Genomic DNA, 21,996 nt, shown 5'->3' on the forward strand with positions numbered 1-21,996 from the left:
TCATTCCATTCACGTTTCCATTACCTCCACTGTTCCGTCTTCATCGTGCGAGGGCAGCGGGCCCTCAGTTGCGGTTGCGCAGCAGCACCTTGCCGACCAGCTCGACTCCGTAGTAGAGGATCAGCCCGATCGCGGTGAGGACCACGAGGTCTGCGAAGAGGAGGTCGGTCCTCAGGTTGCCCTGCGTCACGATCAGCAAGTACCCGAGCCCCGAGTCGCTCCCGACGAACTCGCCGACGATCGCGCCGACGATCGCGAATGCGACCGCGAGCTGCAGGCCGCTCATGATGTGGGGCAGCGCATTGGGGAACCGGAGATAGCGGAAGAGCTGCCACCTGCTCGACCCCATCGAACGCATGAGATCGATCGAGGCCGGCTGCACCGATGTCATCCCGAGGGTCGCATTCACCACTACGGGGAAGAAGCCCATGACGAACGCGATCAGCGAGGCCGTCGTCACTCCGGTGCCGATCCACACCACCATGAGGGGCGCGATCGCCACCTTCGGAATGACCTGCGAAGCCACCAGGAGCGGGAAGATCGCCGCCCCGAGGAGCGGCCACATCACGATCACCACGGCGAAGAGCACCCCGAAGACGGCGCTCAGCGCGAAGCCGATCAAGGTCTCGAGCAGGGTGACCCCGGCGTGCCGCATGAGGAGCCCGAAGTTGTCGACGAGCGCATCCCAGATCGCCGATGGGGCCGGCAGCAGAAACTGCGGCACGTCGGAGAACCTCACCCAGATCTCCCAGAGGATCACAAGGATGAGCAGTGTGACGAGCGGAGCGACCCACGGCACTCGTTTCGCGAGCGTGCGCAGACTCCGCGTCGCGCCGCCTCCCGAACGGCGGACGGAGATGCTCACCGTGTGCTCAGGCGAGGCGTTCATGCGCTCACCCCTTCCTCGTCGTAGTCGTCTGCGGCGAAGACCCCGAGCTCCTTGAAGATCCCGGTAACCTCCGCCACCCGTCGCGTGAACTCCTGCCCCTGCCGATGCGCGAGCCGCCTCGGCTTCGGCAGGTCGACGGAGAGCTCCGCAGCGATCCTTCCCGGTCGCGCACTCATCACGTAGATCCGGTCCGAGAGGAACACCGCCTCGGGAATGGAGTGCGTGACGAAGAGAATGGTGGTGCCGCTCTCGGTGGCGAGCCGGGAGAGATCCAGCGACAGTTGATCCCTCGTCATCGCATCGAGCGCGGCGAACGGTTCGTCCATCAGCAGCAGCCGGGGACGGTGGAGCAACCCGCGGCAGATCCCGACACGCTGTTTCATTCCACCGGAGAGTTGGTGCGGATAGCTGTCCAAGAACCCGTCGAGACCGACTTGGGCCAGGAGTTGCTTCGCCCGCTCGATCATCTCGGGGCTGCGCCGCCTGCGCACGTCGGCCTGGAGCAGCACATTGTCGAGCACCGTGCGCCACGGCATGAGCAGGTCGGCCTGGAAGACGATGCCGAGCTCGGGGTGAGGCTGCTCGACGGGCCTGCCGTCGATCCGGAGCTCTCCGTCTGTCGCCGCCTCCAGCCCTCCGATGAGGCGCAGCAGTGTCGTCTTGCCGCAGCCGCTCGGCCCGAGCAGCGAGACGAACTCTCCGGGCGCCACGCGCATGGATACGTCGTCGAGCGCCGTCACGCTCGACCTTCTGCCCGGGTACCGCTTCGTGACGTTCTCGCAGGTGATCTCGATCGGTTGCATGAGGGTTGCCGCACTCCGTCCTGAATCTGCCAACGGCTAGTCCGCCGGAACGAAATCGTTCGTGAACATGGACGCCGGATCCCGGTCTCCCCGGGCATCGCTGAACTCGACGAGCGCGCCCACGGTCGCCTGCCAATCGTCTTCGCTGTTGAGGCCCCACTCGGCGTCGTCGACCGGGGTCACCAGAGGCAACCAGAGATCGAGCTGCGCTTCGCAGGAATCCTGCAGCACCGCCCCGTCGGACTTCGCGGCGAGCACTTCGCAGGCGGCGGCCGGATCTGCGATCGTTTCGGCGAGCCCCTCACGATACGCGCGGAGAAAGCGCTCGATCGCCTGAGGGCTGCTCTCGATGAACGCATCGCTCGCGACGAAACCGTGATCGAGCACGTCCAGGCCCATGTCGCTGTAGGACAGGCCGTGCGCCTCAGCACCCTCGTCGCGAGCACTGCTCACGTAGAAGTAGACCTGGCCGCTGATCGCATCGACGTCTCCCGTCATCAGCGCCGCGAACTTGCCATTGGCCGGCAGATTCACGATCTGCACCTCGTCTTCAGCGATGCCGTTCGCCTGCAGGAATGCACCGACGAGGGTCGAATCGGAGCCCCCCGGGGTCGATCCGATGCGCATGCCGACGACGTCTTCCGCCGACTCGAGCTTCGTGCCCTCGAGCACGGTGAGGCCGCTCGCGTTGCGCTGCTGGATCTTGGCCACCGCAGTCACCGGTACATCCTGGAGCATCGACGCTGCGGCCGTGGACAGGTCTGCCCAGGCGAGGTCGGTCTGGCCGGTGCCCACCTCGAGCACGGCGTCCCCTGACCCACCGGGCAAGGTCTCGGTGACACTCAGCCCGTACTTCTCGTAGATCCCGTTCTCCTGAGCGACGGCGAACGGGGCGTGATACGCGACGTAGGTGCTCCAGTCGAGCGACAGCGCGAGCTCGTCGGCGCCCTCCGCCTCGGGTGCGTCGGGCCCCGACCCCGTGCCGCATGCGGACAGGAGCAGCATCGAGGCCGCCGCCAATGCCGCGCCCGCGAGCCGACCCCTTCTCGTGATCTTCCGTTCCTGCATGTCGTACTCCTTTGTGTGATGCGGAAAGAGAATGTAAACGTGTACATAGGCTACCTTGGGCTGCTCTCGGCCGTCAACCCCGGGTTATTCTTGAAAGAAAAGGTTTACATCCGTGGTGCAGGTGCTTGGGCGGCGCGGCGGCGCTTGGGCGCAGGCGGCGCGGCGCTTGGGCGCGGGCGGGCGGCGGCGCGGGCGGCGCGGGCGGCGCTCGGGCGCGGGCGGCGGCGGCCACCCGTGGAGAAACACCCGCATCGCGAACCGCATCCGCTCGGGATATTGCGGCGCGGCGGCGCGGGACCGTCTTGCGCATCTGCGGCGGCCTTTCAGACAGCGGCGATCGCCCACTACGATCGAAACAGGGAGCGCCGCCGGTGCGCGCTTGCGCCAGCCGGGAGGCCTGCGCCCAGCCGGTGCGAGCAGGCGGGCGAGCCGGGTGGTCCTGCGAGCAGCACTGCGAGCAGGTGGTGCGCAGGCGAGCCGACCGCGCGCCGCAGGAGGAGACGGGAGCCCCGGTGAATGCGATCGACGCGCTCGGCACCATCGGCGAGGTGCTCTCGTGGTTCGGGCTGGGCCTCGGCCTCCCCGCGCTGCTGATCGCACTGCTCGTGCGCGCCGGCGATGGCCGCTGGCTTCCCGTGGAGGTCGTGCTGGTGCCGGAGGGGACGCGGATCCGCGCGCGCTGGTACGCCGCCGACGACTTCCGCGAGCGGCTGCTGACCGCCGACGAGACCGCGCGGTGGCGCGGGCGCGAGACCGTCGACGCCTTCATCAGCGAGCACCATCCGCATCGGATGCGTGCGGAGCCGCGACGCCCGCTGCTGCACGCGATCTACGTCGCCGGGCTCGCGCTCACCGCCGTGGGCGCGGCGAGCGTGCTCCTCTCGCTGCTGCCGCTGGTCGTCGCCTGATCCCGCATCACCGGGATCCCGCGGTTCGCAGGTCCCGGGGTTCGCAGAATCCGCGGTTCGCAGAATCCGCGGTTCGGGATCCCGCGGTTCGCAGATCCCGGGGTTCGCAGATCCCGCGGTTCAGGATGCCGCGGGTCAGGATGCCGCGGGTCAGGATGCCGCGAAGAAGATCCCGGGAAGAGGAATCCGCGAAGCGGAACCCGCAATGTGGAACCCGGGAACTCCCAGGAATGCCGCCGCTCGCCACCGCGTTCGGTGATCATATGGCCGCAACTTCATCGACGCCCCGTTCCCGGATCCTCGTGCTCGTCTCCGTCGCGGCGGTGGTGGCCGCGGGCATCGGCGCCATCGTCTGGGGAGTCGTCGTCTCCTCGCGATCGAGCGCGACGAACGTCGCGCCCTCTTCGGCCCTGCCCGACGACACCGCCATGGGCGTGGTGGAGCTCAGCGCGCACGACCTGCCGAAGGTGCGAGCCTACTACGAGGACGCGGTCGGCCTGACCGTGCTGAGCGAGACGCAGAACGAGGTGGTGCTCGGACTCGACGAGCCGCTCCTCCGGGTGACCTCGGGCGCGGGAGGCGAATCGGGATCGACCCTGGCCGAGGCCGGCCTGTACCACTCGGCGATCCTCTACCCCGACGCGGCCTCGCTCGCGAGCACGCTCGTCACCCTCGCGTCCGTCGCACCGGACTCGTTCCAGGGCTCCGCCGACCACGCGGTGAGCCAGGCCTTCTACTTCCTCGACCCCGAGGGCAACGGCCTCGAGCTCTACATCGACCGCCCCCGCAGCGAGTGGCGCTGGTCAGACGGCGAGGTGCAGATGGGCTCGGCGCAACTCGATCCGGCCGCCTTCATCCAGGAGCACCTCGGGGCCGAGTCGGTGGATCCCGACGCCGCGACCATGGGGCACGTGCACCTGAAGGTCGGCGACCTCGACGAGGCCCGGGCCTTCTACGCCGATGCGCTGGGATTCGCGGTCACGTCACAGACCGACGGCGCCCTGTTCTACGCGGCGGGCGGCTACCATCACCACCTCGCCACGAACACGTGGCAGAGCGCCGGCGCCGGCACCCGCACGAACGCCACGGGCCTCGGCTCGCTCACCATCACGATCCCCGACGACGGCACCGTCGACGAGATCGCCGATCGGCTCGACGCCGCCGGACACGACTCCGAGCGCTCCGACTCGGGTCTCTCGGTCGAGGATCCGTGGGGGAACCTCGTGCGGATCGCCATCGGCGGCGCCGGCGCCTGAGCGGCGGCGCGGCGGTGCGGCGGTGCGGCGGCGCGGATCCCGGCGCGGATCCCGATGCTGATCCCGGTGCGGATCCCGATACCCGAGCCGTCACGCGCCGGCAGCATCGGCAGCACCGGCAGCACCGGCAGCACCAGCAGCGTCAGCAGCACCAGCAGCACCAGCAGCACCAGCAGCGTCGGCAGCACCAGCAGCACCAGCAGCGTCTGACAGCGCGCGAATTCTCGCGGTGAGCACGGGATCCGTCCAGTAGTCGAGATGCCACCTGACCGGACGACCGGGTGAGATCGGGTCGACCGCGTCGAGGTTCTCGATGCGCCGGATCGCGCCCCCACCGCCGGTCGCTCGGATGCCGGGCCACAGCGGGCTGCCGATCGGGTCGGTCAGTCGCCAGACGTTGACCCAGCTGTGCGCGCTCGCGAGCACCGCTCGGCCCTCCCCCTCGCTGAAGCAGCGCGGGAAGAAGGTCGAGTAGAGCGTCAGCAGCGGCGATCCGCTCGTGACGAAGCGCACCCGACCGCCGAACGAGCTCACGTGCCGCAGCAGCCAGAAACCGATCACCGAACCCTGCGAGTGCCCCGAGTAGACGATCGGCCCGTGCCACCGTCCGAGCGTCCGCTCCAGCTCGGGAAGCACGATGTCCCGATAGCTCAGTCCCGAGAGCGGATGCCATCGGATCGGGAAGAACCCGAGCACGTCGGCGACCGAGTCGAGAAACTCGCGCACCACGCGGATGCGCCCGAAGAACACCGCGAAGACGATCGCGAAGATGCCGAGGACCAACGAAGTGCCCAGCATCCAAGTGGCCACCCGGTTGTCCCACGCCGATGCGTCGACGACCCGGGGCACGTCGCCTCCCAAGTCGAACTCGACGTCGTCGAGGGTGCGGTCCACGATCCACAAGCCCGCGATCGCGGCCAACCAGAGCACCGCGGTGACCACGACCATCACCCCGAGCCGGTCGGGCAGGCGAGTGATCACGACGTGCAGGTAGCGGAATGCGCGCCAGGCGACCGTGCGCACCTGCGGCCGCGCGGCGCTCAGCTCGCCGGCCGGGCCGCGCCCGGCGCCGAGCACCAGGAGCACCAGCGCGAAGAGCAGCACCCCGCCCACCGCGACTGCCGGCATCAGATTGGCCAGCGAGAACGACCACAGATTGAGGTCGTAGGAGGACACCACGAGATGCGGTTGCGGCGCGAGGGGGTGGAACCAGGGGATGCGCGCGAGGAACGGCTCCAACGCGAGGAAGATCCACTCGATCCCCATGCGGAGTGCGGCCCCGTACGCCGAGAGCAGGAGCCAGCTGCCCGTGACCAGGATGCTCGCCCCGGCCGCGCTCGCCGGCGCCCTGGTACCTCGCGCCGCTTGGGAGCGCGCGAGCACCGCGCTGCGGATCAGCAGCACCCCGCTCAGCACTGCGCTCGCGATCACCCCCAGCACCAGCCCGGTCGACAGCACATCGGGGTGCTCGGTCAGCGTCGCCCAGTACGCCTCCCCCGATACGCACGCCCGGGGCTCCAGCCCTGCGCAGGGGCCGTGCTCGCTCCAGTAGGCGATGGGCCCGCGCCCGGCGAGAAACCGACCCCAAGTCGAATCGCCCTCGAGCGCCTGACCGGGCCGCGCGAACCGCAGCCACGCCGCCAGGCCGAGGATCGCGCCCACGTGGAGGGCGCTGAGCCAGACCGGCGCGAAGGTGCCGATGCCGCGGTGCGCCCCGGCGCCTCTCACCCCGAGTCGCCGCACGATGATCGTGCCGGCGAGGATCAGCGCGGCCGTGCCGACGGTGAGATCGGCCATGCGTTCCGGATCCGCGCCCTCGAGCGCGATGTGCCCGACGATCGTCTCGAAGATCGCGACCAGCCACAGCAGCGCGGTGCACGTGACAAGCACGCCCTGGATGGCGACGACGGCGATGACGGTGCGGTCCCGGGCGCGAGGCTGGGCTTGAGGCTGGGCTTGAGGCTGGGCTTGAGGTTGTGCTTGAGGCTGTGCTTGAGGCTGTGCGGGGGCCGGGGCTTGATCCTGGGCGGGATCCCGGGCGGGATCCCGGGCCTGATCCTGGGCGCGATCCTGGGCGCGATCCCGGGCCTGATCCTGGGCGCGATCCTGGGCGCGATCCTCATCCGATCCGCTGCCTGCCGCGCCCCGAGCGGGTCTCCCCCAGCCGGTCTCGGCGGCGACATTCAAGAAGGTGAAGGGCAGTGCGGCATACCAGAGCGGGCCGGTGAGGCCCCGGTTCGCCCGCGACCAGTTGAACAACCACAGTGTCGTGCTCGCCGGAATCCGCGGCACCACGAAGGTGTCGGTCGGAGAGGACAGCGGCGAGGCCAGCCGCTCGCCTCTGCCGAGCGACGAGTAGTCGTTCTGCCGGTTGACGCCGTGCACGCGCACCTCGAGTACTCCGCTCGGGGCGCCCGAGGCCTCGACCGGATCCGCAGGATCACTGATGTGCATATCGCCCGCCCACTCTCACGACCGCTGCCGGGCATCATCGCCCGCTGACGTCGCGCGCCGGCGCCGGGAACTCGCTGGAGCGCACCGTATGGTGCAGGTATACCACGCGGTCGCGGGTCTCGACCAGAGGGGCGCGCGAACCGGTTCTTCTGCGGTTTCGGCGCACGGAACCCGTCTCCGCGCCGCCTCGGGCGTCTCACGCACTTCGCGCGCCACAACTCGTCACCTCGCGCGCGATTTGGCAACAACTACTGACGCCCGAATGACGGCGGCCGCTTCGGGCGCCACAACTCGTCACCTCGCACGCGATTTGGCAACAACTACTGACGCCCCAACGACGGCGGCCGCTACGCGCGCCACAACACGTCACCTCACGCGCGATTTGGCAACAACTACTGACGCCCGAAGAAGGGGGCGGGGGCGGCGTACGGGGCGGGGCGGCGGACGGGGACGGGACGGGGACGGGGCGGGGGCGGCGTACGGGGGCGGCCGCTACGCGCGCCACAACTCGTCACCTCGCGGGCGATTTGGCAACAACTACTGACGCCCGAAGAAGGGGGCGGGGGCGGCGGACCGGGCGGGGCGGCGGACGGGGGCGGGGCGGGGCGGAGGTACACTGAAACCCGAAGCACGCTTGAGGTTCAGCGAGGGGAGGCGGCCGATGAGCACGCAGGCGCACACCCCCGACGAGCTGCTCGGCGTCGGCGAGATGAGCCGCCGCACCGGCGTCGCCGTGTCGGCGCTGCACTACTACGAGCGCCTCGGCCTGATCGCCTCCCACCGCACGGACGGCAATCAGCGCCGGTACCCCAGGCACATGCTGCGCCGCGTCGCACTGATCTCGGTGGCCAAGCGGCTCGGCATCCCGCTCGATGACGTCAAGGAGGCCTTCGCCGACGTGCCGCTGACGGACACCCCGTCGCACGAGGACTGGCAGCGGGCGTCACGCCGCTGGAAGAGGACGCTCGAGCAGCGGCGCCTCGGCATCGAACGTCTCGAGAAGGAGCTCACGGGCTGCATCGGCTGCGGCTGCCTCTCGATGAAGGCCTGCGGCCTGCTCAACCCGGACGATCAGCTGGGCGACACCGGCAGCGGTGCCCGGCGCATCCCGGTGTGAGTGCGCACGGGGATCCGCCCGGCACCCGGCACCCGGCGCCCGCGTCCCCGCCTGAGCCCGCGCGGGAACGCGGGCGCGGGAACGCGAGCGCGGGAACGCGGGCGCGGGAACGCGGGCGCGGGAACGCGGGCGCGGGAACGCCCGCGCGGGCTCCGGATGCGGCCCCCGGGCGCCGGGCGCCGCTCAGCCCTGTCGCGCCGCCGCGAAGCGCTCCTGCACATCGGCCCAGTTCACGATGTTCCAGAAGGCCGCGACGTAGTCGGCGCGCACGTTCTGGTAGTCGAGGTAGTAGGCGTGCTCCCAGACATCGAGCTGCAGCAGCGGCGTGACGCCGAGGGGCGCGTTGCCCTGCTGGTCGAAGAGCTGGAAGATGACGGGCCGCTTCCCGAGCGCGTCCCAGGCGAGCACCGACCAGCCCGAGCCCTGCACGCCGAGCGCGGTGGCCGCGAAGTGGCTCTGGAACTTCTCGAACGATCCGAAGTGCTCGTCGAGAGCGGCTGCGAGCTCGCCGGCCGGCTCCCCGCCGCCCTCGGGCGAGAGATTCTGCCAGAACACGCTGTGGTTGATGTGCCCGCCGAGGTTGAAGGCGAGATCCTTCTCGAGCTTGTTCACATTGGCGAGGTTGCCTGTGTCGCGGGCCTCCTGCAGCTGTTCGAGCGCGGTGTTGGCGCCCGTCACATAGGCCTGATGGTGCTTGGAGTGGTGCAGTTCCATGATGCGCCCCGAGATGTGCGGCGCGAGCGCCGAGTAGTCGTAGGGCAGATCCGGGAGGGTGTAAGTGGACATGATGTTCCTTTCTCGGGACGGCGCAGCGGGTGCTGCGCCGGGTCGGCTCAGAGCGGGCCGCCGGTGCGGCGGAAGGTGCGATCGACGTAGATCATGGGCTCGGCGCGGTCGCCGACGCGCACGTCGAGCACCTCGGCGACCACCAGCATCGACGATCCGACCGGCACCGTCTCGATGCCGCGGCAGCGCAGCGCCGCGCGCACGCCGACCAGGTGCGGCTCGCCCGTCGGCAGCGTCTCCCAGCCCTGCTCGGCGGTGAAGCGCTCCCCGCCCGTCACCGCGAACTCCTGCGCGATCGCCGCGTGCCGGGCGTCGAGCAGGTGGACCAGGAGCGAATCGGCCGCGAGCAGCAGCCCGGCGCTGCCGGTGGCCCGGGTCACCGAGAACACGAGCGCCGGTGGATCGACGGAGACCGATGCGACGCTGGAGGCCGTGAGCCCGACGGGCCCCTCGTCGCCGGCGGCCGTGATGAGCGCGATGCCGGCGGGATGCTCCCGGAACGCGGTCTTGAACTCCGTTGCGAGATCGGTTGCGGTGGCGCTCATCGGGTATCTCCTCCTGCGTCGGCGTACTCGGGGGTGCTCGCGTGGTCGAGGAGCCGGGCTCGATCGACGATCTTGGTGCGCTCGCGGCCGCGCTCGGCGCCGAGCGCGCGCTCGGCCGCGTCGATGCGCAGCCAGCCCTGCCAGTCGACGGCGGCGGAGAGGCGTGCGCGCAGCCCGCTCGCGTCGCCCCGCGGCTCGGTGCACGCGACCGCGAGGTCATCGATGAGCGAGCCCACCGTCTGCGCCGCATCCGACTTGGTCGAGCCGATCAGACCGATCGGGCCGCGCCGGATCCATCCGGTCGTGTAGAGCCCGGGCACGGGGCGCCCGTCGGCGCCGAGCACGCGCCCGTCGCGCTCGGGGATCGTTCCGGTGCGCTCGTCGAACGGCACGCCGGGCACCGGGGAGGACCGGTAGCCGATGGTGCGGTAGACGGCGCCGACCGCGGTGCGCTCGTGCACGCCCGTGCCCGCGACGCGGCCCAGAGGATCCGCCGCGGTGCGCTCGAGCTCGATCCCGGTCACCCGCGCCTCTCCGAGCAGCCGGGCCGGCTGCCGGTAGAAGTGCAGGTGCACCCGGCGCGACGCCGTCTGCGACGCGGGATCGACGGCCGCCCACTCGCGGAGCGTCTGCACCACGAGCCGCCGCTGCGCGAACTGGGCCGTCATGCGCTCGGCGTGCTCGTCGAGCACCAGCTCTGCGGGGTCGACGATCACGTCGACGTCGTGCTGGGCACCCAGCTCGCGCAGCTCCATGGGCGAGAACCGCACGTCGGCGGGCCCGCGCCGCACGAACACGTGCACGTCCCTGACCGGATTCCGGCGCAGACCCCGCTCGACGCCGTCGGGGATGTCGGTGCGGTCGAGGTGCTCGACGTGCTTGACGATCATGCGCGTCACATCGAGCGCGACGTTGCCCGCGCCGATCACGGCGACCGACTCCGCCTCCAGGGGCCACTCCCCGGGCGCATCGGGGTGCCCGTCGTACCAGGCCACGAAGTCGGCGCCCCCGAACGACCCGGGCAGGCCGATGCCCGGAATGTCGAGGTCGGCGTCGCGGTCGGCGCCCGTCGCGATCACCACGGCGTCGTAGGCCTCGCGAAGCTCCTCGACGGTGACATCGGAGCCGATCTCGACGTTGCACTGCAGGCGGATCCGCGGGTGCTCGAGCACCCGGTGCAGGGCGTCCTGGATCTTCTTGATCCTCGGGTGGTCGGGAGAGACTCCGTAGCGCACCAGCCCGTAGGGCGCGGGCAGCTTCTCGAAGAGGTCGATCCGGGCATCGGGATCGCGCCCCAGCAGCAGGTCTGCGGCGTACACGCCGGCCGGGCCCGCGCCCACGATCGCGACGCTGCGCGGCGGCCGCACGGACGCCTCGGTCTCGGTCTCGGTTTCGGTTTCGGTTTCGGTTTCGGTTTCGGTTTCGGTCTCGGTCTCGGTCTCGGTCTCGGTCTCGGGGATCATACGGTCTCCTGGGGCGGCAGCGCCGCGATGATCGGGTGGTCGTGAGCAATGACTCCGAGCGCCGTGCCGCTGCCCGGGGCGCCGATCTCCTCGAAGAACTCCACGTTGGCCGTGTAGTAGTCCTGCCACTCCGCCGGCAGATCGTCTTCGTAGTAGATCGCCTCGACCGGGCACACCGGCTCGCAGGCGCCGCAGTCCACGCACTCGTCGGGGTGGATGTAGAGCATGCGCTCGCCCTCGTAGATGCAGTCCACCGGGCACTCGTCGATGCAGGCGCGATCCTTCAGGTCGACGCACGGCAGGGCGATGACGTAGGTCATGCGGCACCCCCGGCGGGGGCCCGGGCGGGAAGGGTCTGGGCGGGAAGGGTCGGGGCGGGAAGGATCTGGGCGGTCGAGCTCACGGTTGCCACCCTAGAACCTCAAGCAAGGTTGAGGTCAAGTCGGGCTTACCGCTCCCGATCGCCGCGATCGCCGCGGTCGCCGCCACGCGTCGCCACGCGTCGTCACGCGCCGCCACGCGTCGTCACGCGTCGTCACGCGTCGTCACGCGCCGTCACGCGTCGTCACGCGCCGTCACGCGCCGTCAGGCCGTCACGCCGTCACGCGCCGGCGATTGCGTTCTGAGCGCTCTCGGGGCATCATCATGGTGGGAGCCACCCGGGATCGACACGCGCACGGAGGTGAGCGAGATGCAGCCGCCCTCCACCGCGACGACGGACGACGTGGCGCTCGCCGAGCGCCTCGAGTACTGGGAGTACTGGAACCAGCGGGCGCTCGTGGGACTGCGCTGCTCGAGCCCGGCGCCCGACCGGTTCCACGCCAGATCCACGCAGCGCGCCCTCGACGGCTCGGTGCTCACCCGCATTCAGGGCAGTCAGCACGTGGTCGACCGCAGCGTGCAGCGCATCGCCGCGGTGCCGAAGCACTCGGTGTTCGTGAACGTGCTCCTCGGCGGCACCGCGTTCCTCTACCACGCGGGCGGCCTGCGCACCCTGCGCGCCGGCGACAGCTTCGTGCACACCACGATGACCCCGTATCTGCTGGGCTTCGAGCACGACATGGATCTGCTGATCGTCGACATCGATGCGCAGCTCGCGCCCGAGGCCTGGAGCCGCCGCACCGCGCCGTCGCCCGAGATCCGCACCACGAGCGAGGCGAGCAGGCGCCTCGCGCGCGACGGGCTGCGCGTGCTCCACGACCCGCGCAGCGGTGACGACGCCCACGAGCGCCTCGCGCGGCACGCCCTCGGCGTGATGGCGGGCGGATCGGAGACCGAGTTGGCCCGGGAGCGCGCGCTGGGCCTGATCCGCGCGGGCCTCGGCGACCCGGCGTTCTCGGTCGCCGCGCTCGCCTCCGCGATGCACGTCTCCGAGCGGCAGCTGCGGCGCTGGTTCTCGGATCAGGATCGCGGCCCGGGAGCCGCGATCCTGGAGGAGCGCTTGCAGCGCGCCCGGCTCGTGCTGCGGGAGCGCGCCGACTTCACGATGAGCGACGTCGCCGCGGCCTGCGGATTCGGATCGGCCTCTGCCTTCGCCCGCGCGTTCCGCGCGCGCTTCGGCGCATCGCCGAGCGAGTTCCGCAACCGGGGCTGACCGCCGGCACGCGCAGCCGGCACGCGCAGCCGGCACGCGCAGCCGGCACGCGCCGCCGGTCGCCGCGCCGCCGAAACGCGCCGCCTACGCGCTCTCCCCCGACACCGGCAGCCCGCGGCGCCGGGCCACGGCGGGCGAGGTCTCGCGCAGCCCGAGCGCCAGCACCGCGACCACCAGGGCAGCGGCCGTGCACATCCAGAATGTCGTGTCGAGCCCGTGCGCGTCGGCGATGATGCCGCCGACCCAGGGCGCGATGAACCCGCCGCCGATCTCGCCGACGCCCATGATGAGGCCCAGGCAGGAGGCCATGATCCGGGGCGACACCGTCTCGGCCGGGATCGTCGCCATGTAGAGGGTGAAGCAGCCCATGCCCGTGTAGGTCACGGCGACACCCGCGAAGAACATCCACGGCGTCGTCGCGTTCATGATGATGACGGGCGCGGCCGCGGCGATCACCGCGAAGACGATGATCGTGGGCTTGCGCCCGATTCGGTCGGAGAGCATGGGAACCACCACGCCCCAGACCACCCAGCCGACGCCGATACCGGTCAGCGCGAACGCGGTCTGCGCGGTCGACCAGTCCGGGTGCTCCTGCGCCAGGTACGTCGGCGTGAACGTCTGGGTCGTGATGAACCAGGTGATGAAGAACACGGCGATGAGCATGCTCAGCACGATGTTGCGATCGCGGATCGCGCCGGCGAAGGTCGCCGGGCGCTGATCGAGCGGAATGGCGCTCGTGGGCGGGGCGATCTCCGTCTGCGCCGCATCGCCGCGGCGTCCGAGCCGCAGCTCCTTCACGAAGACGAGGATGAGGATCGTGAGGATCGCGCCGGGGATGATGGTGAAGAGGAACGCGGTGCGCCAGCCCCACATCTCGGCCATCCAGACCGTGAGCAGCGGCCCGACGATCCCGCCGAGCAGGCCCGCCGACGACCCCTCGAGCAGCCCCATGTTGAAGCCGCGGCGGCGCTCGCTCGAGGAGAACATCATGAGGGTCTGCGAGAGCGGCAGCACCCCGCCCTCGAACATGCCCATGATCGCGCGCAGCAGCAGCAGCGAGGCCAGCCCGCCGACCAGGCCCGAGAACGCCGAGCACACCGAGAACCCGATCACCGAGATCACGATGAGCGACTTCCGCCGGTCGACGCGCTCCGACAGGGCGCCGAGCAGCAGCCCGGAGATCGCCCAGGTGAGAGCCGGGATGCCGCCGAGCAGCCCCAGCACCGAATTGTCGACCCCCAGCTCGGGCATCCAGTACGGGGCCAGGAAGTTGAGCGCGAGGCGGTCGAAGAACACGAAGCCGAACGTCGAGAACAGGATCGCGAGGAGCACGTTCTGATACGGGCTGCCCTGGGGCGGGCGCGCGGTCCCGGTCTGGCTCGCAGACGTCGTGGCGGTGGCGGTCATGCGGATGAGGCTCCTCATCGAGTCGGCGGCAGCACGAACTGCCGATCGCGGGTGGACGAACAAGAACGCTACTGGGCGGCCGCGGGGCGGTTCGCGACGATTCCGGACGGGGTGCGGCACGATTCCGGACGCGATGCGCACGAACGCCGGTTTTGCGTCGGCGGCTCAGTAGCTTGGGAGGCGCGCGGCTGCGCCGGGACCGCTCGCGGCCCGGACGGCGCGGCCCGCCGTCACCGCCGACCGCAGAGCCGTCGGCCGAACCGCTCGTCGAAAGGACTCGTTGTGAAAGCTGCAGTGTTGCACTCCGTGGGGGCGCCGTTCACCGTCGAGGACGTGGTGCTCGCCGCGCCGCTCGGCCGGGAGGTGCGCGTCGACGTCCGGGCGAGCGGCCTCTGCCACAGCGACCGGCACGTGCAGCTGGAGGGGCTCGGCATGCCCTTCCCCTCGGTGCTCGGCCACGAGATCTCGGGTGTGGTCGCCGAGATCGGGCCCGACGTCACCGAGCTCGCCCCCGGCGACCACGTGGTCGCATATCTCGTGAGCCACTGCGGACGCTGCCGCGACTGCATCGCCGGCGAGCCCTTCCGCTGCGCCAACACCGACTACGTGCGTCGCTCCCCCGAGCAGGGCCCCCGCATCACCCGCCGCAACGGCGAGGAACTGGCGCAGGTGGTCGACATCTCCGGCTTCGCCGAGCAGGTGCTGGTGCACGAGAACAACCTGGTGAAGGTGAACGACGAGATCCCGTTCGACCGCGCCTGCCTGCTCGGATGCGGGGTGATCACCGGGGCGGGCGCCGCGATCAACACGGCGCAGGTGCGCGTGGGCGACACCGTCGCCGTCATCGGCGCGGGCGGCGTCGGGCTGAACGTGGTGCAGGGCGCGCGGATCGCCGGCGCGAGCCGCATCATCGCGATCGATCTGCAGGACGAGAAGCTGGAGCTGGCCCGGCGCTTCGGAGCCACGCACACCATCAACTCGGGCAGCGTCGACGACGTCGTCGCCGCGGTGGCCGAGATCGCGGGGACCGCGGGCGTCGACCACTCCTTCGAGGTGATCGGCCTCGTGCCCACCGTGCGCCTCGCACTCGACGTGCTCCGCCCCGGCGGCACGGCGTACGCGATCGGCCTGCAGAAGCCCGGCGCGCAGCTCGCTCTGGACGGCGCACCCGATCTCTTCCCCCTGCAGAAGAGCCTGAAGGGCGTCTTCATGGGGTCGACCAACCCGAAGCGCGACATTCCCGTCTACGCCGATCTCTACCTGCAGGGCCGGCTCAACCTCGACGATCTCATCCACAACCACATCTCGCTCGACGGGATCAACGAGGCCTACGAGGAGCTGGAGGGCGGCAAGGTCGCCCGGAGCATCATCGTCTTCGACTAGGAATCCCAGATCGGGCCGAAGGCCGGGATCCCGCGCCGCTCGAACCCGCCGACCACCCGATCGGTGACCGGCTTGTTGGCGACGCAGATCACCGCGTCCGCGCCGGTCGCGAGATAGGCCCGCTCGGCCACTTCGAGCACGTCGGGCTTGCCGCGCTCGGTGGTGTTCCAGATGACGGCCTCCGGCTGGGCGCGCTCGATCTCGTCGACCAGGTCGTCGCCGTAGGTGGCGCGGGGCGCCTTCGTCACCCAGACGAGACGGGCGCCCTGCGTGTCGGTCAGCAGGTGCCCGAGGATCGGGCCGACGCCGCTGCCGGTCGCAACGTAGAGCACGCGCCGGAAGAGGCGTTTGGCGTTGGCGACCCCGGCGGTGGGCACCCCGCGCACCCAGACATGACTCGGCGGGTCGTCGATGAAGTCCGAGGTCCAGCCGCCGGCTCGCGAGACCACCATGCGGTAGCCCGACTCGCCCTCGGCGGCGGGCACGCAGGCGAACGGGTGCCACCCGAACAGCGGATGGCGGCTGATCGGACGCGTGGTGCCGACCGGCGGCACGCGCCGATCGTCGAGGCGCACGATCGCGGCGTGCGTCGACGGCGTCTCGACGGAGATCGCCACTCTGCGCAGCAGCAGCCACGGCCAGACCGCGAGGCCTGTGGAGACGGCGAGCATCCAGACGACGGGCGAGGTCGCGAGCGCCGCGCCGAAGCCCCGCACCGGGGTCTGAGAGTGCGCCAGCACCAGCGCGTTCGCCCAGGCGAGCAGCAGCACCGCCCAGGTGCCGAAGCGGTGCGACGCCTCGAACACGTCGTGGTGCTCGGTGCGGAAGGAGGGCGAGGCGAGCACGCAGATCGTCACGAGCACGGCGAGCACGAGCACGGCGAGGCCCATCGACACGTCGTCGTACCCGAACTCCCCGTCCGTCCAGGCGGGCGCCAGCAGCAGCGCGTAGAGCAGGTACCAGAGGGTGCCCGAGACGGCGCCCCCGATGTGCAGTCCGCCCACCTGGTAGTACTGGGCCAGCCTGCGGCGCAGCGCGTGCGGCCACGACACGGGGGCGCGGGTGGCCAGCGCGGAGACGAGATTCACCATCCAGTGCTGACGCGGGAGGATGGCGAAGAGCAGGTTCACCTGCGAGACCGCCGCGATCACCTGCAGGCTGTGCGCGTGCGGCTGCCACCACCCCGCGATCCAGCCGGCGGCGAAGAGCAGGGCGTTCAGCAGGATCACCGCGCCCATGAGCACCGGGTAGAGCCCGACGGTCGCCCGGCCCGCGGGCGTCGTCGTCGGTGCGTCGGAGGTGGTCGACGGTGATGGGGCCATGCGCTCCAGACTCGCAGCGCCGCCGCCCGCGGGCTAGCGACCCAGGTCGCCAGTTGCGGCCGGGGCGCGGGCTCCCGTGCGGCGGACGACCCCGCCTGTGCTTAGCTGGGGGCATGAGCGCATCACCGGGCACGGCCCGCGAGCAGGACCGCGCACCGCTGCGCCGCTCGCTGCGGCGAGCGCTGCTCGCGGTGCTCTGCGCGGCGCTCCTCAGCATCGCCCTGCTGCTCGTCGCGGTCCCCCCGAGCGGGCCGGGCGGGCCGGGCCTGCTCATCTTCCCCGTCTCGGTCCTGCTGCACGTGCTCATCGGCCTGCTGGCCTGGGACCGCCGGCCCGAGAGCCTCATGGGGCCGCTGCTGCTGCTCTCGGCGGTCGCGATGCTGCTGGCGGGCCTCGGCAACTCGATGAACGCGCCGCTCGCGGCCGTCGGCACGCTCGCGGCCACGCTGCCGCTGGCCACGCTGATCCACATGCTGCTGGCCTTCCCCACCGGCCGGCTGCGGAGCGGATGGGCGCGGGCCGCCGTGACGGCGGGCTACCTCGCCTCCACGGTGCTCGGTCTGCCCGCCGCCCTGTGGGGGCCGGAACCGCTGTTCGGCGCCGCGCCCCGCCCCGAACTCGCCGCCCTGGGCGGCATCGCCCAGTCGACGGTGGGCACCGCGGCCTTCGCCGCGACGGCCGCGGTGCTGACCGTGCGCATCCGGCGGGCGACCCCTGCGGAGCGGCGGGTGCTGGCGCCCCTCTCCGCCTTCGGCGTAGTGTCGATCCTGCTGCTGCTCACCGCCTCGCAGCTGCTCCCGACCGTGTTCGGGTGGTCCGCAGAAGCTGCGGGGTACCTGCAGCTCTCGGTGCTCACGATCGCGCCGATCGCGGTCGTCGCGGCCGCACTCCGCGGCGGGATCGCGCGGGCCGCGGAGCTCGAGGAGCTCGGCGTGTGGCTCGCGCACGTCACCGGCGAACGGGCCGACGTCTCGGCGGTGCTCACCCGGGCGCTCGGCGATCCGTCTCTCGAGCTCTGGTTCTGGGATCCGCACGCGGCCCGCTACCTCGACGCCGCGGGCCGGCCCATCGACGCCGACCGCTTCGACCCGCGGCGCGCGCTCGAGGAGGTGGGGCTCGATGGCCGCCGCATCGGCGCGCTGGTCTACGATCCCGCCCTCGTGCCCGACGTCGAGTCGGTGCGCACCGCGAGCCGCGCGGTCGCGATCGCCCTCGACCGCGAGCGCCTCACGGCGCTGCTGCGGGCGAGCCGCGCCGATCTGCAGCGATCCCGGGAGCGGCTGGTGGAGGTCGCCGACGCCGAGCGCCGGCGCATCGCGCAGGATCTGCACGACGGCCTGCAGGCCGAGCTCGTGCTGCTGGGGATCGAGGCGCAGCAGCTGGCGCACGCCGCCGCGGGAGATCGGCGGGTCGCCGAGCGCGCCGTCGGCCTGCGCCGCAGCATCGACCGGTCGGCCGCGGGGCTGCGTGAGCTGGTGCACGACGTCATGCCCGCCTCGCTCGTGCAGCGCGGGCTCTCCGCCGCAGCCGAGGACCTGGTGGATCGCATGCCCATCCCGGTGCGGCTCAGCCTGCGACTCGACGGTCGCGACCTGCCGCCCGCGGTCGAGAGCACCGTCTACTTCGTGATCGCCGAGGCGCTCGCCAACGTGGTCAAGCACGCCGAAGCGGGCTCCGGCTCCGTGCGCATCGAGATCGCGGGATCCTCGCTGCACCTCGAGGTCGGCGACGACGGGCGCGGCGGGGCGCGGCCCGGCTCGGGATCCGGCCTGACCGGCATCGCCGAGCGCATCGACGTGCTCGGGGGCGCCTGGGATCTGCGCAGCCCCGCGGGCGGCGGCACGCGGATCCGAGCGGAGGTGCCGTGTGTCTGATGCACTGCGCGTGCTGATCGCGGAGGACGAGGTGCTCCTGCGGCGCGGGCTCGAGCTCATGCTGCTCGAGGCCGGGATGGAGATCGTCGGCTCGGTCGGCGATCTCGACGCGCTGCTCGCTACGGCCGAGGCGGCCCGACCCGACCTCGTGATCACCGATATCCGCATGCCGCCCCGCTTCGCCGACGAGGGGCTGGTCGCCGCGGCGGCGATCCGCGCGGCCCGGCCGCAGACCGCGGTGATGGTGCTGTCGCAGCACGTGCAGCGCCGGTACGCGATGGAACTGCTCGGGGTCGAGGATCCGGGGCCGGACGGCGGGGTCTCGCGCATGCCGGGGCGCGTGGGCTACCTGCTGAAGCAGCGCATCGCCGACGTCGACGCGTTCGTCGGCGACCTGCGGGAGGTGGCCGCGGGCGGTACCGCCATCGATCCCGAGGTGATCGACATCATGGTCGCCCGCGCCGCCCGCTCGGACACGGCGGTCGCGCGGCTGACCGAGCGGCAGCTCGAGGTGCTGGCGCTCGTGGCGCAGGGGCGCAGCAACTCGGCCATCGCGAGCAGCCTCTTCATCACCGAGAAGGCGGTGGTGCAGCACATCTCGCGCATCTACGATGCGCTCGGGCTGCCCCTCGCCTCGGACGCGCACCGACGGGTGCTGGCGGTGCTGCGCTACCTGAGCCGCGGCGCCGAGTCGTGAGCCGCGGCGCCGAGTCGTGAGCCGCCTGCCGCGCGGCCTCGCGCACCGGGCTGCGGCGCGGGATGGGGACCTACGTCGCTAGCCGTCGCACCCGCGAGCTGCCAGACTCTGAGGCATGGGGAAGAAGAACTCGGCGTCGGTCGGCGCCGCGGCGGTGCTGGCCGCCTCGATGCTGCTGACGGCGTGCTCCGGCGACACCGCGCACGAGGGAGCCGCCGTGCTGCTCGGCGATCAGCCGAACCAGGACGTGATCGCGCTGCCGGGCGACGTCTCCGATGAGCGGGCCGTCGCGGCGGCGCTCGAGCAGCTGCCGGGGCTCGTCGAGCGCACGCTCGACGACACGGGCGTGCCGGGCATGGCGGTCGCCGTGGTGCACGGGGGCGAGACCGTCTACGCCGAGGGCTTCGGCGTGCGGGAGGCCGGGACCGAGCTGCCCGTCACCCCCGACACCGTGTTCCAGATCGCGTCGCTGTCGAAGCCGCTTTCGGCCACGGGCGTCGCGGCGGCCATCGGACAGTCCGACGGCGCGCTCGACTGGGACACCCCGATCCGCACACTCCTCCCCGGCTTCGCGTTCTCCGATCCGATCGTCACCGAGACGGCCACGGTCGGCGACGCATTCAGCCACCGCACGGGGCTCTTCACCGGGGCGGGAGACGACCTGGAGGACATCGGCTACGATCGGCGGACGATCCTCGAGCGCCTCCGTCTGCAACCGCTCGACGCGTTCCGCAGCACCTACCACTACTCCAACTTCGGGCTCACGGTCGGCGCCGAGGCCGTTGCCGAGTCCCGGCAGCAGAGCTGGGAGGATCTGATGGACGAGCTCGTGTTCGACCCCATCGGCATGGTCTCCACCTCGGCGCGGCACGCCGACTTCCTCTCCCACGACGACCGGGCGCTGCTGCACGCCAAGGTCGACGGGGAGTTCCTGCCGCTCTACGACCGCGACCCCGATCCCCAGGCCCCCGCCGGTGGAGTCTCGTCGACCGCGAACGATCTGGCGCAGTGGCTGCAGGTGCTGTTGAACGACGGCCGCACGGTCGGCGACGACGCGACCGTCGCCGACGCGGCCGCGCTCCGAGCCGCGATGTCGCCCCAGATCGTTTCGGGCACCGGCACCGAGCTCACCGTGCGCCCGTCGCACTACGGGCACGGCTTCAACGCGTCTCCCCTGCTGTCGGGGCGCATGTCGTTCTCGCACTCGGGAGCGTTCGTGCTGGGAGCCGGCACCGCTTTCCAGGTCGTGCCCGACTGGGATCTCGGGATCGTGGCGCTCACCAACGGCGCCCCGGTGGGCGCACCGGAATCGCTCATCGCGCAGTTCACCGACATCGTGCAGTTCGGCTCGGTCACTCGCGACTGGACCGCCGATTTCGGCGGGTTCTTCGCGGCGCAGCTCGCCCCGGTCGGCGACCTGGTCGGCGAGGATCCGCCCGCCGCGGCCTCCTATCCCGCAGACGCCGAGCAGCTGCTGGGGCGCTACCGCAACGGCTACTTCGGCGACATGCTGATCGAGCGGCGCGGCGACGCGCTCGTGGCGCGCGTCGGCCCGGAGGGGGTCACCGAGCTCGAGCTGCTGCCGTGGGACGAGAGCCGGCTCGCCTATGCGCCGAACAATGAGAACGCACCCCTCGGATCGCTCTCGAGCGCCACGCTCACCCGCGACGCCACGGGGATCCGCATCACCATGCAGTCGTTCGACTCGCGCGGGCTGGGCACCTGGACCCGCATCGACGAGTAGGGGGCGGCGATCCGGCCGCGGGCGAAGCGGCGTAGTGTGGAGGGATGCAACCACCGGGCGGCTGGACCGACACCCTCATCGCGGCGCTCGGCATCGAGTGGCACCGCATCCCGGTCGTCATCGCCTCCGCGGTCATCATCTACCTCGTCTTCCTGCTGCTCGTGCGCATCTTCGGTGCGCGCATCCTCACCGTCACGAGCGGCTTCGACGCCCTGGTCTTCATCATGCTCGGAGCGGTCGCGGGGCGCGTGATCCTCGGCCACCCGCCAACGGTGGCGGCCGGCGTGATCGGCCTCGTCACCCTGATGGTGATGGAGGCGATCTTCGGCGCCGTGGAGCGCACCTGGGCGACGCGACGGCTCGTGAGCGCCCGGCCCGTGCTCGTCTTCGCCCACGGCCGGGCCATCGAGACGGCCTGCAGGCGCACGCACACCTCCGAGGCCGACCTGCACACGGCGATGCGCCGGGCCGGGGTCGCCGCCCCGGCCGAGGTGCAGTGCATCATCCTCGAGCCCCACGGCGACTACTCGCTGATCCGCGCGGGCGCACCGCTCGATCCCGCGCTCTTCGCGCACGTGGTCGGCGCCGAGGAGCACCTCTTCACCGCACGCGACTGAGCCGCCGAGGCGGATCTCAGCCCCCTCCCGGCTCGGTTCCACCGTTCCCTCGCGCGGCGGCGGATCCGG

The 21,996-nt window shown here is 71.4% G+C and carries 19 protein-coding genes; 9 read left to right on the forward strand and 10 right to left on the reverse strand.

Going from position 1 to position 21,996, the window contains the following annotated elements; all coding sequences use genetic code 11:
- Positions 1 to 64 precede the first annotated feature (64 nt).
- The 3 genes from EVS81_RS05810 to EVS81_RS05820 are packed head-to-tail and all read right to left on the reverse strand — an operon-like array spanning position 65 to position 2,760.
- A complete protein-coding gene (locus EVS81_RS05810; protein ID WP_130109553.1) occupies positions 65 to 889 on the reverse strand; it encodes an ABC transporter permease in 825 nt (274 codons plus the stop codon).
- Entirely contained in the window at positions 886 to 1,692 is an 807-nt protein-coding gene (locus EVS81_RS05815) for an ABC transporter ATP-binding protein (RefSeq protein WP_130109554.1), read from the reverse strand. Before EVS81_RS05815 ends, EVS81_RS05810 begins: the two co-directional genes overlap by 4 nt.
- A gap of 36 nt (positions 1,693 to 1,728) precedes the next feature.
- Entirely contained in the window at positions 1,729 to 2,760 is a 1,032-nt protein-coding gene (locus EVS81_RS05820) for an ABC transporter substrate-binding protein (RefSeq protein WP_130109555.1), read from the reverse strand.
- A gap of 512 nt (positions 2,761 to 3,272) precedes the next feature.
- On the opposite strand from EVS81_RS05820, the gene EVS81_RS05825 reads away from it, so the two are divergent.
- Together EVS81_RS05825 and EVS81_RS05830 are read left to right on the forward strand one after the other, a co-directional pair.
- Positions 3,273 to 3,668, forward strand: coding sequence for a hypothetical protein (locus EVS81_RS05825; protein ID WP_130109556.1), 396 nt, complete (start codon positions 3,273 to 3,275; stop codon positions 3,666 to 3,668).
- A gap of 263 nt (positions 3,669 to 3,931) precedes the next feature.
- Positions 3,932 to 4,924, forward strand: coding sequence for a VOC family protein (locus tag EVS81_RS05830; RefSeq protein WP_130109557.1), 993 nt, complete (start codon positions 3,932 to 3,934; stop codon positions 4,922 to 4,924).
- 90 nt (positions 4,925 to 5,014) lie between these two features.
- On the opposite strand, the gene EVS81_RS05835 is transcribed toward EVS81_RS05830, so the two are convergent.
- Positions 5,015 to 7,378, reverse strand: coding sequence for a hypothetical protein (locus tag EVS81_RS05835; RefSeq protein ID WP_130109558.1), 2,364 nt, complete (start codon positions 7,376 to 7,378; stop codon positions 5,015 to 5,017).
- 661 nt (positions 7,379 to 8,039) lie between these two features.
- Here EVS81_RS05835 and soxR point away from each other — a divergent pair.
- Positions 8,040 to 8,495 carry a redox-sensitive transcriptional activator SoxR gene (soxR, locus tag EVS81_RS05840; protein WP_130109559.1) on the forward strand — a complete coding sequence of 152 codons (456 nt, stop codon included), beginning with the start codon at positions 8,040 to 8,042 and terminating at the stop codon, positions 8,493 to 8,495.
- A gap of 183 nt (positions 8,496 to 8,678) precedes the next feature.
- Here soxR and EVS81_RS05845 read toward each other — a convergent pair whose 3' ends face one another.
- From EVS81_RS05845 to fdxA, 4 genes are read right to left on the reverse strand one after another with little or no spacing between them, the layout of a single operon-like run.
- On the reverse strand, positions 8,679 to 9,281 hold the full coding sequence (locus EVS81_RS05845) for a superoxide dismutase (RefSeq protein ID WP_130109560.1): 603 nt from the start codon (positions 9,279 to 9,281) through the stop codon (positions 8,679 to 8,681).
- A 47-nt stretch (positions 9,282 to 9,328) separates the two neighbouring features.
- On the reverse strand, positions 9,329 to 9,826 hold the full coding sequence (locus EVS81_RS05850) for a flavin reductase family protein (RefSeq protein WP_130109561.1): 498 nt from the start codon (positions 9,824 to 9,826) through the stop codon (positions 9,329 to 9,331).
- Complete coding sequence (locus EVS81_RS05855; RefSeq protein ID WP_130109562.1) at positions 9,823 to 11,289, reverse strand: FAD-dependent oxidoreductase; 1,467 nt, start codon at positions 11,287 to 11,289, stop codon at positions 9,823 to 9,825. Before EVS81_RS05855 ends, EVS81_RS05850 begins: the two co-directional genes overlap by 4 nt.
- The gene (fdxA, locus tag EVS81_RS05860) at positions 11,286 to 11,609 is read right to left on the reverse strand and encodes a ferredoxin (protein ID WP_130109563.1); all 324 of its coding nucleotides are present in this window, start codon (positions 11,607 to 11,609) and stop codon (positions 11,286 to 11,288) included. Before fdxA ends, EVS81_RS05855 begins: the two co-directional genes overlap by 4 nt.
- Before the next feature lie 371 nt (positions 11,610 to 11,980).
- On the opposite strand from fdxA, the gene EVS81_RS05865 reads away from it, so the two are divergent.
- The gene (locus EVS81_RS05865; RefSeq protein ID WP_130109564.1) at positions 11,981 to 12,883 is read left to right on the forward strand and encodes an AraC family transcriptional regulator; all 903 of its coding nucleotides are present in this window, start codon (positions 11,981 to 11,983) and stop codon (positions 12,881 to 12,883) included.
- 84 nt (positions 12,884 to 12,967) lie between these two features.
- Here the strand turns inward: EVS81_RS05865 and EVS81_RS05870 are convergent, their stop codons facing one another.
- Positions 12,968 to 14,290 (reverse strand): MFS transporter, encoded by a 1,323-nt coding sequence (locus EVS81_RS05870; protein ID WP_130109565.1) that lies wholly within the window; start codon positions 14,288 to 14,290, stop codon positions 12,968 to 12,970.
- Between the two features lie 282 nt (positions 14,291 to 14,572).
- On the opposite strand from EVS81_RS05870, the gene EVS81_RS05875 reads away from it, so the two are divergent.
- A complete protein-coding gene (locus EVS81_RS05875; protein WP_130109566.1) occupies positions 14,573 to 15,673 on the forward strand; it encodes a Zn-dependent alcohol dehydrogenase in 1,101 nt (366 codons plus the stop codon).
- On the opposite strand, the gene EVS81_RS05880 is transcribed toward EVS81_RS05875, so the two are convergent.
- Complete coding sequence (locus EVS81_RS05880; protein ID WP_130109567.1) at positions 15,670 to 16,995, reverse strand: ferric reductase-like transmembrane domain-containing protein; 1,326 nt, start codon at positions 16,993 to 16,995, stop codon at positions 15,670 to 15,672. The two genes, EVS81_RS05875 and EVS81_RS05880, sit on opposite strands and share 4 nt — an antisense overlap.
- Positions 16,996 to 17,108: 113 nt before the next feature.
- On the opposite strand from EVS81_RS05880, the gene EVS81_RS05885 reads away from it, so the two are divergent.
- The 4 genes from EVS81_RS05885 to EVS81_RS05900 all read left to right on the forward strand — a co-directional run bounded on the left by EVS81_RS05885 (position 17,109) and on the right by EVS81_RS05900 (position 21,927).
- Positions 17,109 to 18,869: a sensor histidine kinase gene (locus tag EVS81_RS05885; RefSeq protein WP_165384194.1), complete on the forward strand. Its 1,761-nt coding sequence runs from the start codon at positions 17,109 to 17,111 to the stop codon at positions 18,867 to 18,869.
- Positions 18,862 to 19,566: a response regulator transcription factor gene (locus EVS81_RS05890; RefSeq protein WP_276319087.1), complete on the forward strand. Its 705-nt coding sequence runs from the start codon at positions 18,862 to 18,864 to the stop codon at positions 19,564 to 19,566. Before EVS81_RS05885 ends, EVS81_RS05890 begins: the two co-directional genes overlap by 8 nt.
- A gap of 115 nt (positions 19,567 to 19,681) precedes the next feature.
- The gene (locus EVS81_RS05895; RefSeq protein WP_130109569.1) at positions 19,682 to 21,310 is read left to right on the forward strand and encodes a serine hydrolase domain-containing protein; all 1,629 of its coding nucleotides are present in this window, start codon (positions 19,682 to 19,684) and stop codon (positions 21,308 to 21,310) included.
- A gap of 44 nt (positions 21,311 to 21,354) precedes the next feature.
- Complete coding sequence (locus tag EVS81_RS05900; protein ID WP_130109570.1) at positions 21,355 to 21,927, forward strand: DUF421 domain-containing protein; 573 nt, start codon at positions 21,355 to 21,357, stop codon at positions 21,925 to 21,927.
- The last annotated feature ends 69 nt before the right edge of the window (positions 21,928 to 21,996 follow it).

The organism is Leucobacter triazinivorans, assembly GCF_004208635.1.
In the GTDB taxonomy this organism is placed as follows: Bacteria; Actinomycetota; Actinomycetes; order Actinomycetales; family Microbacteriaceae; genus Leucobacter; species Leucobacter triazinivorans.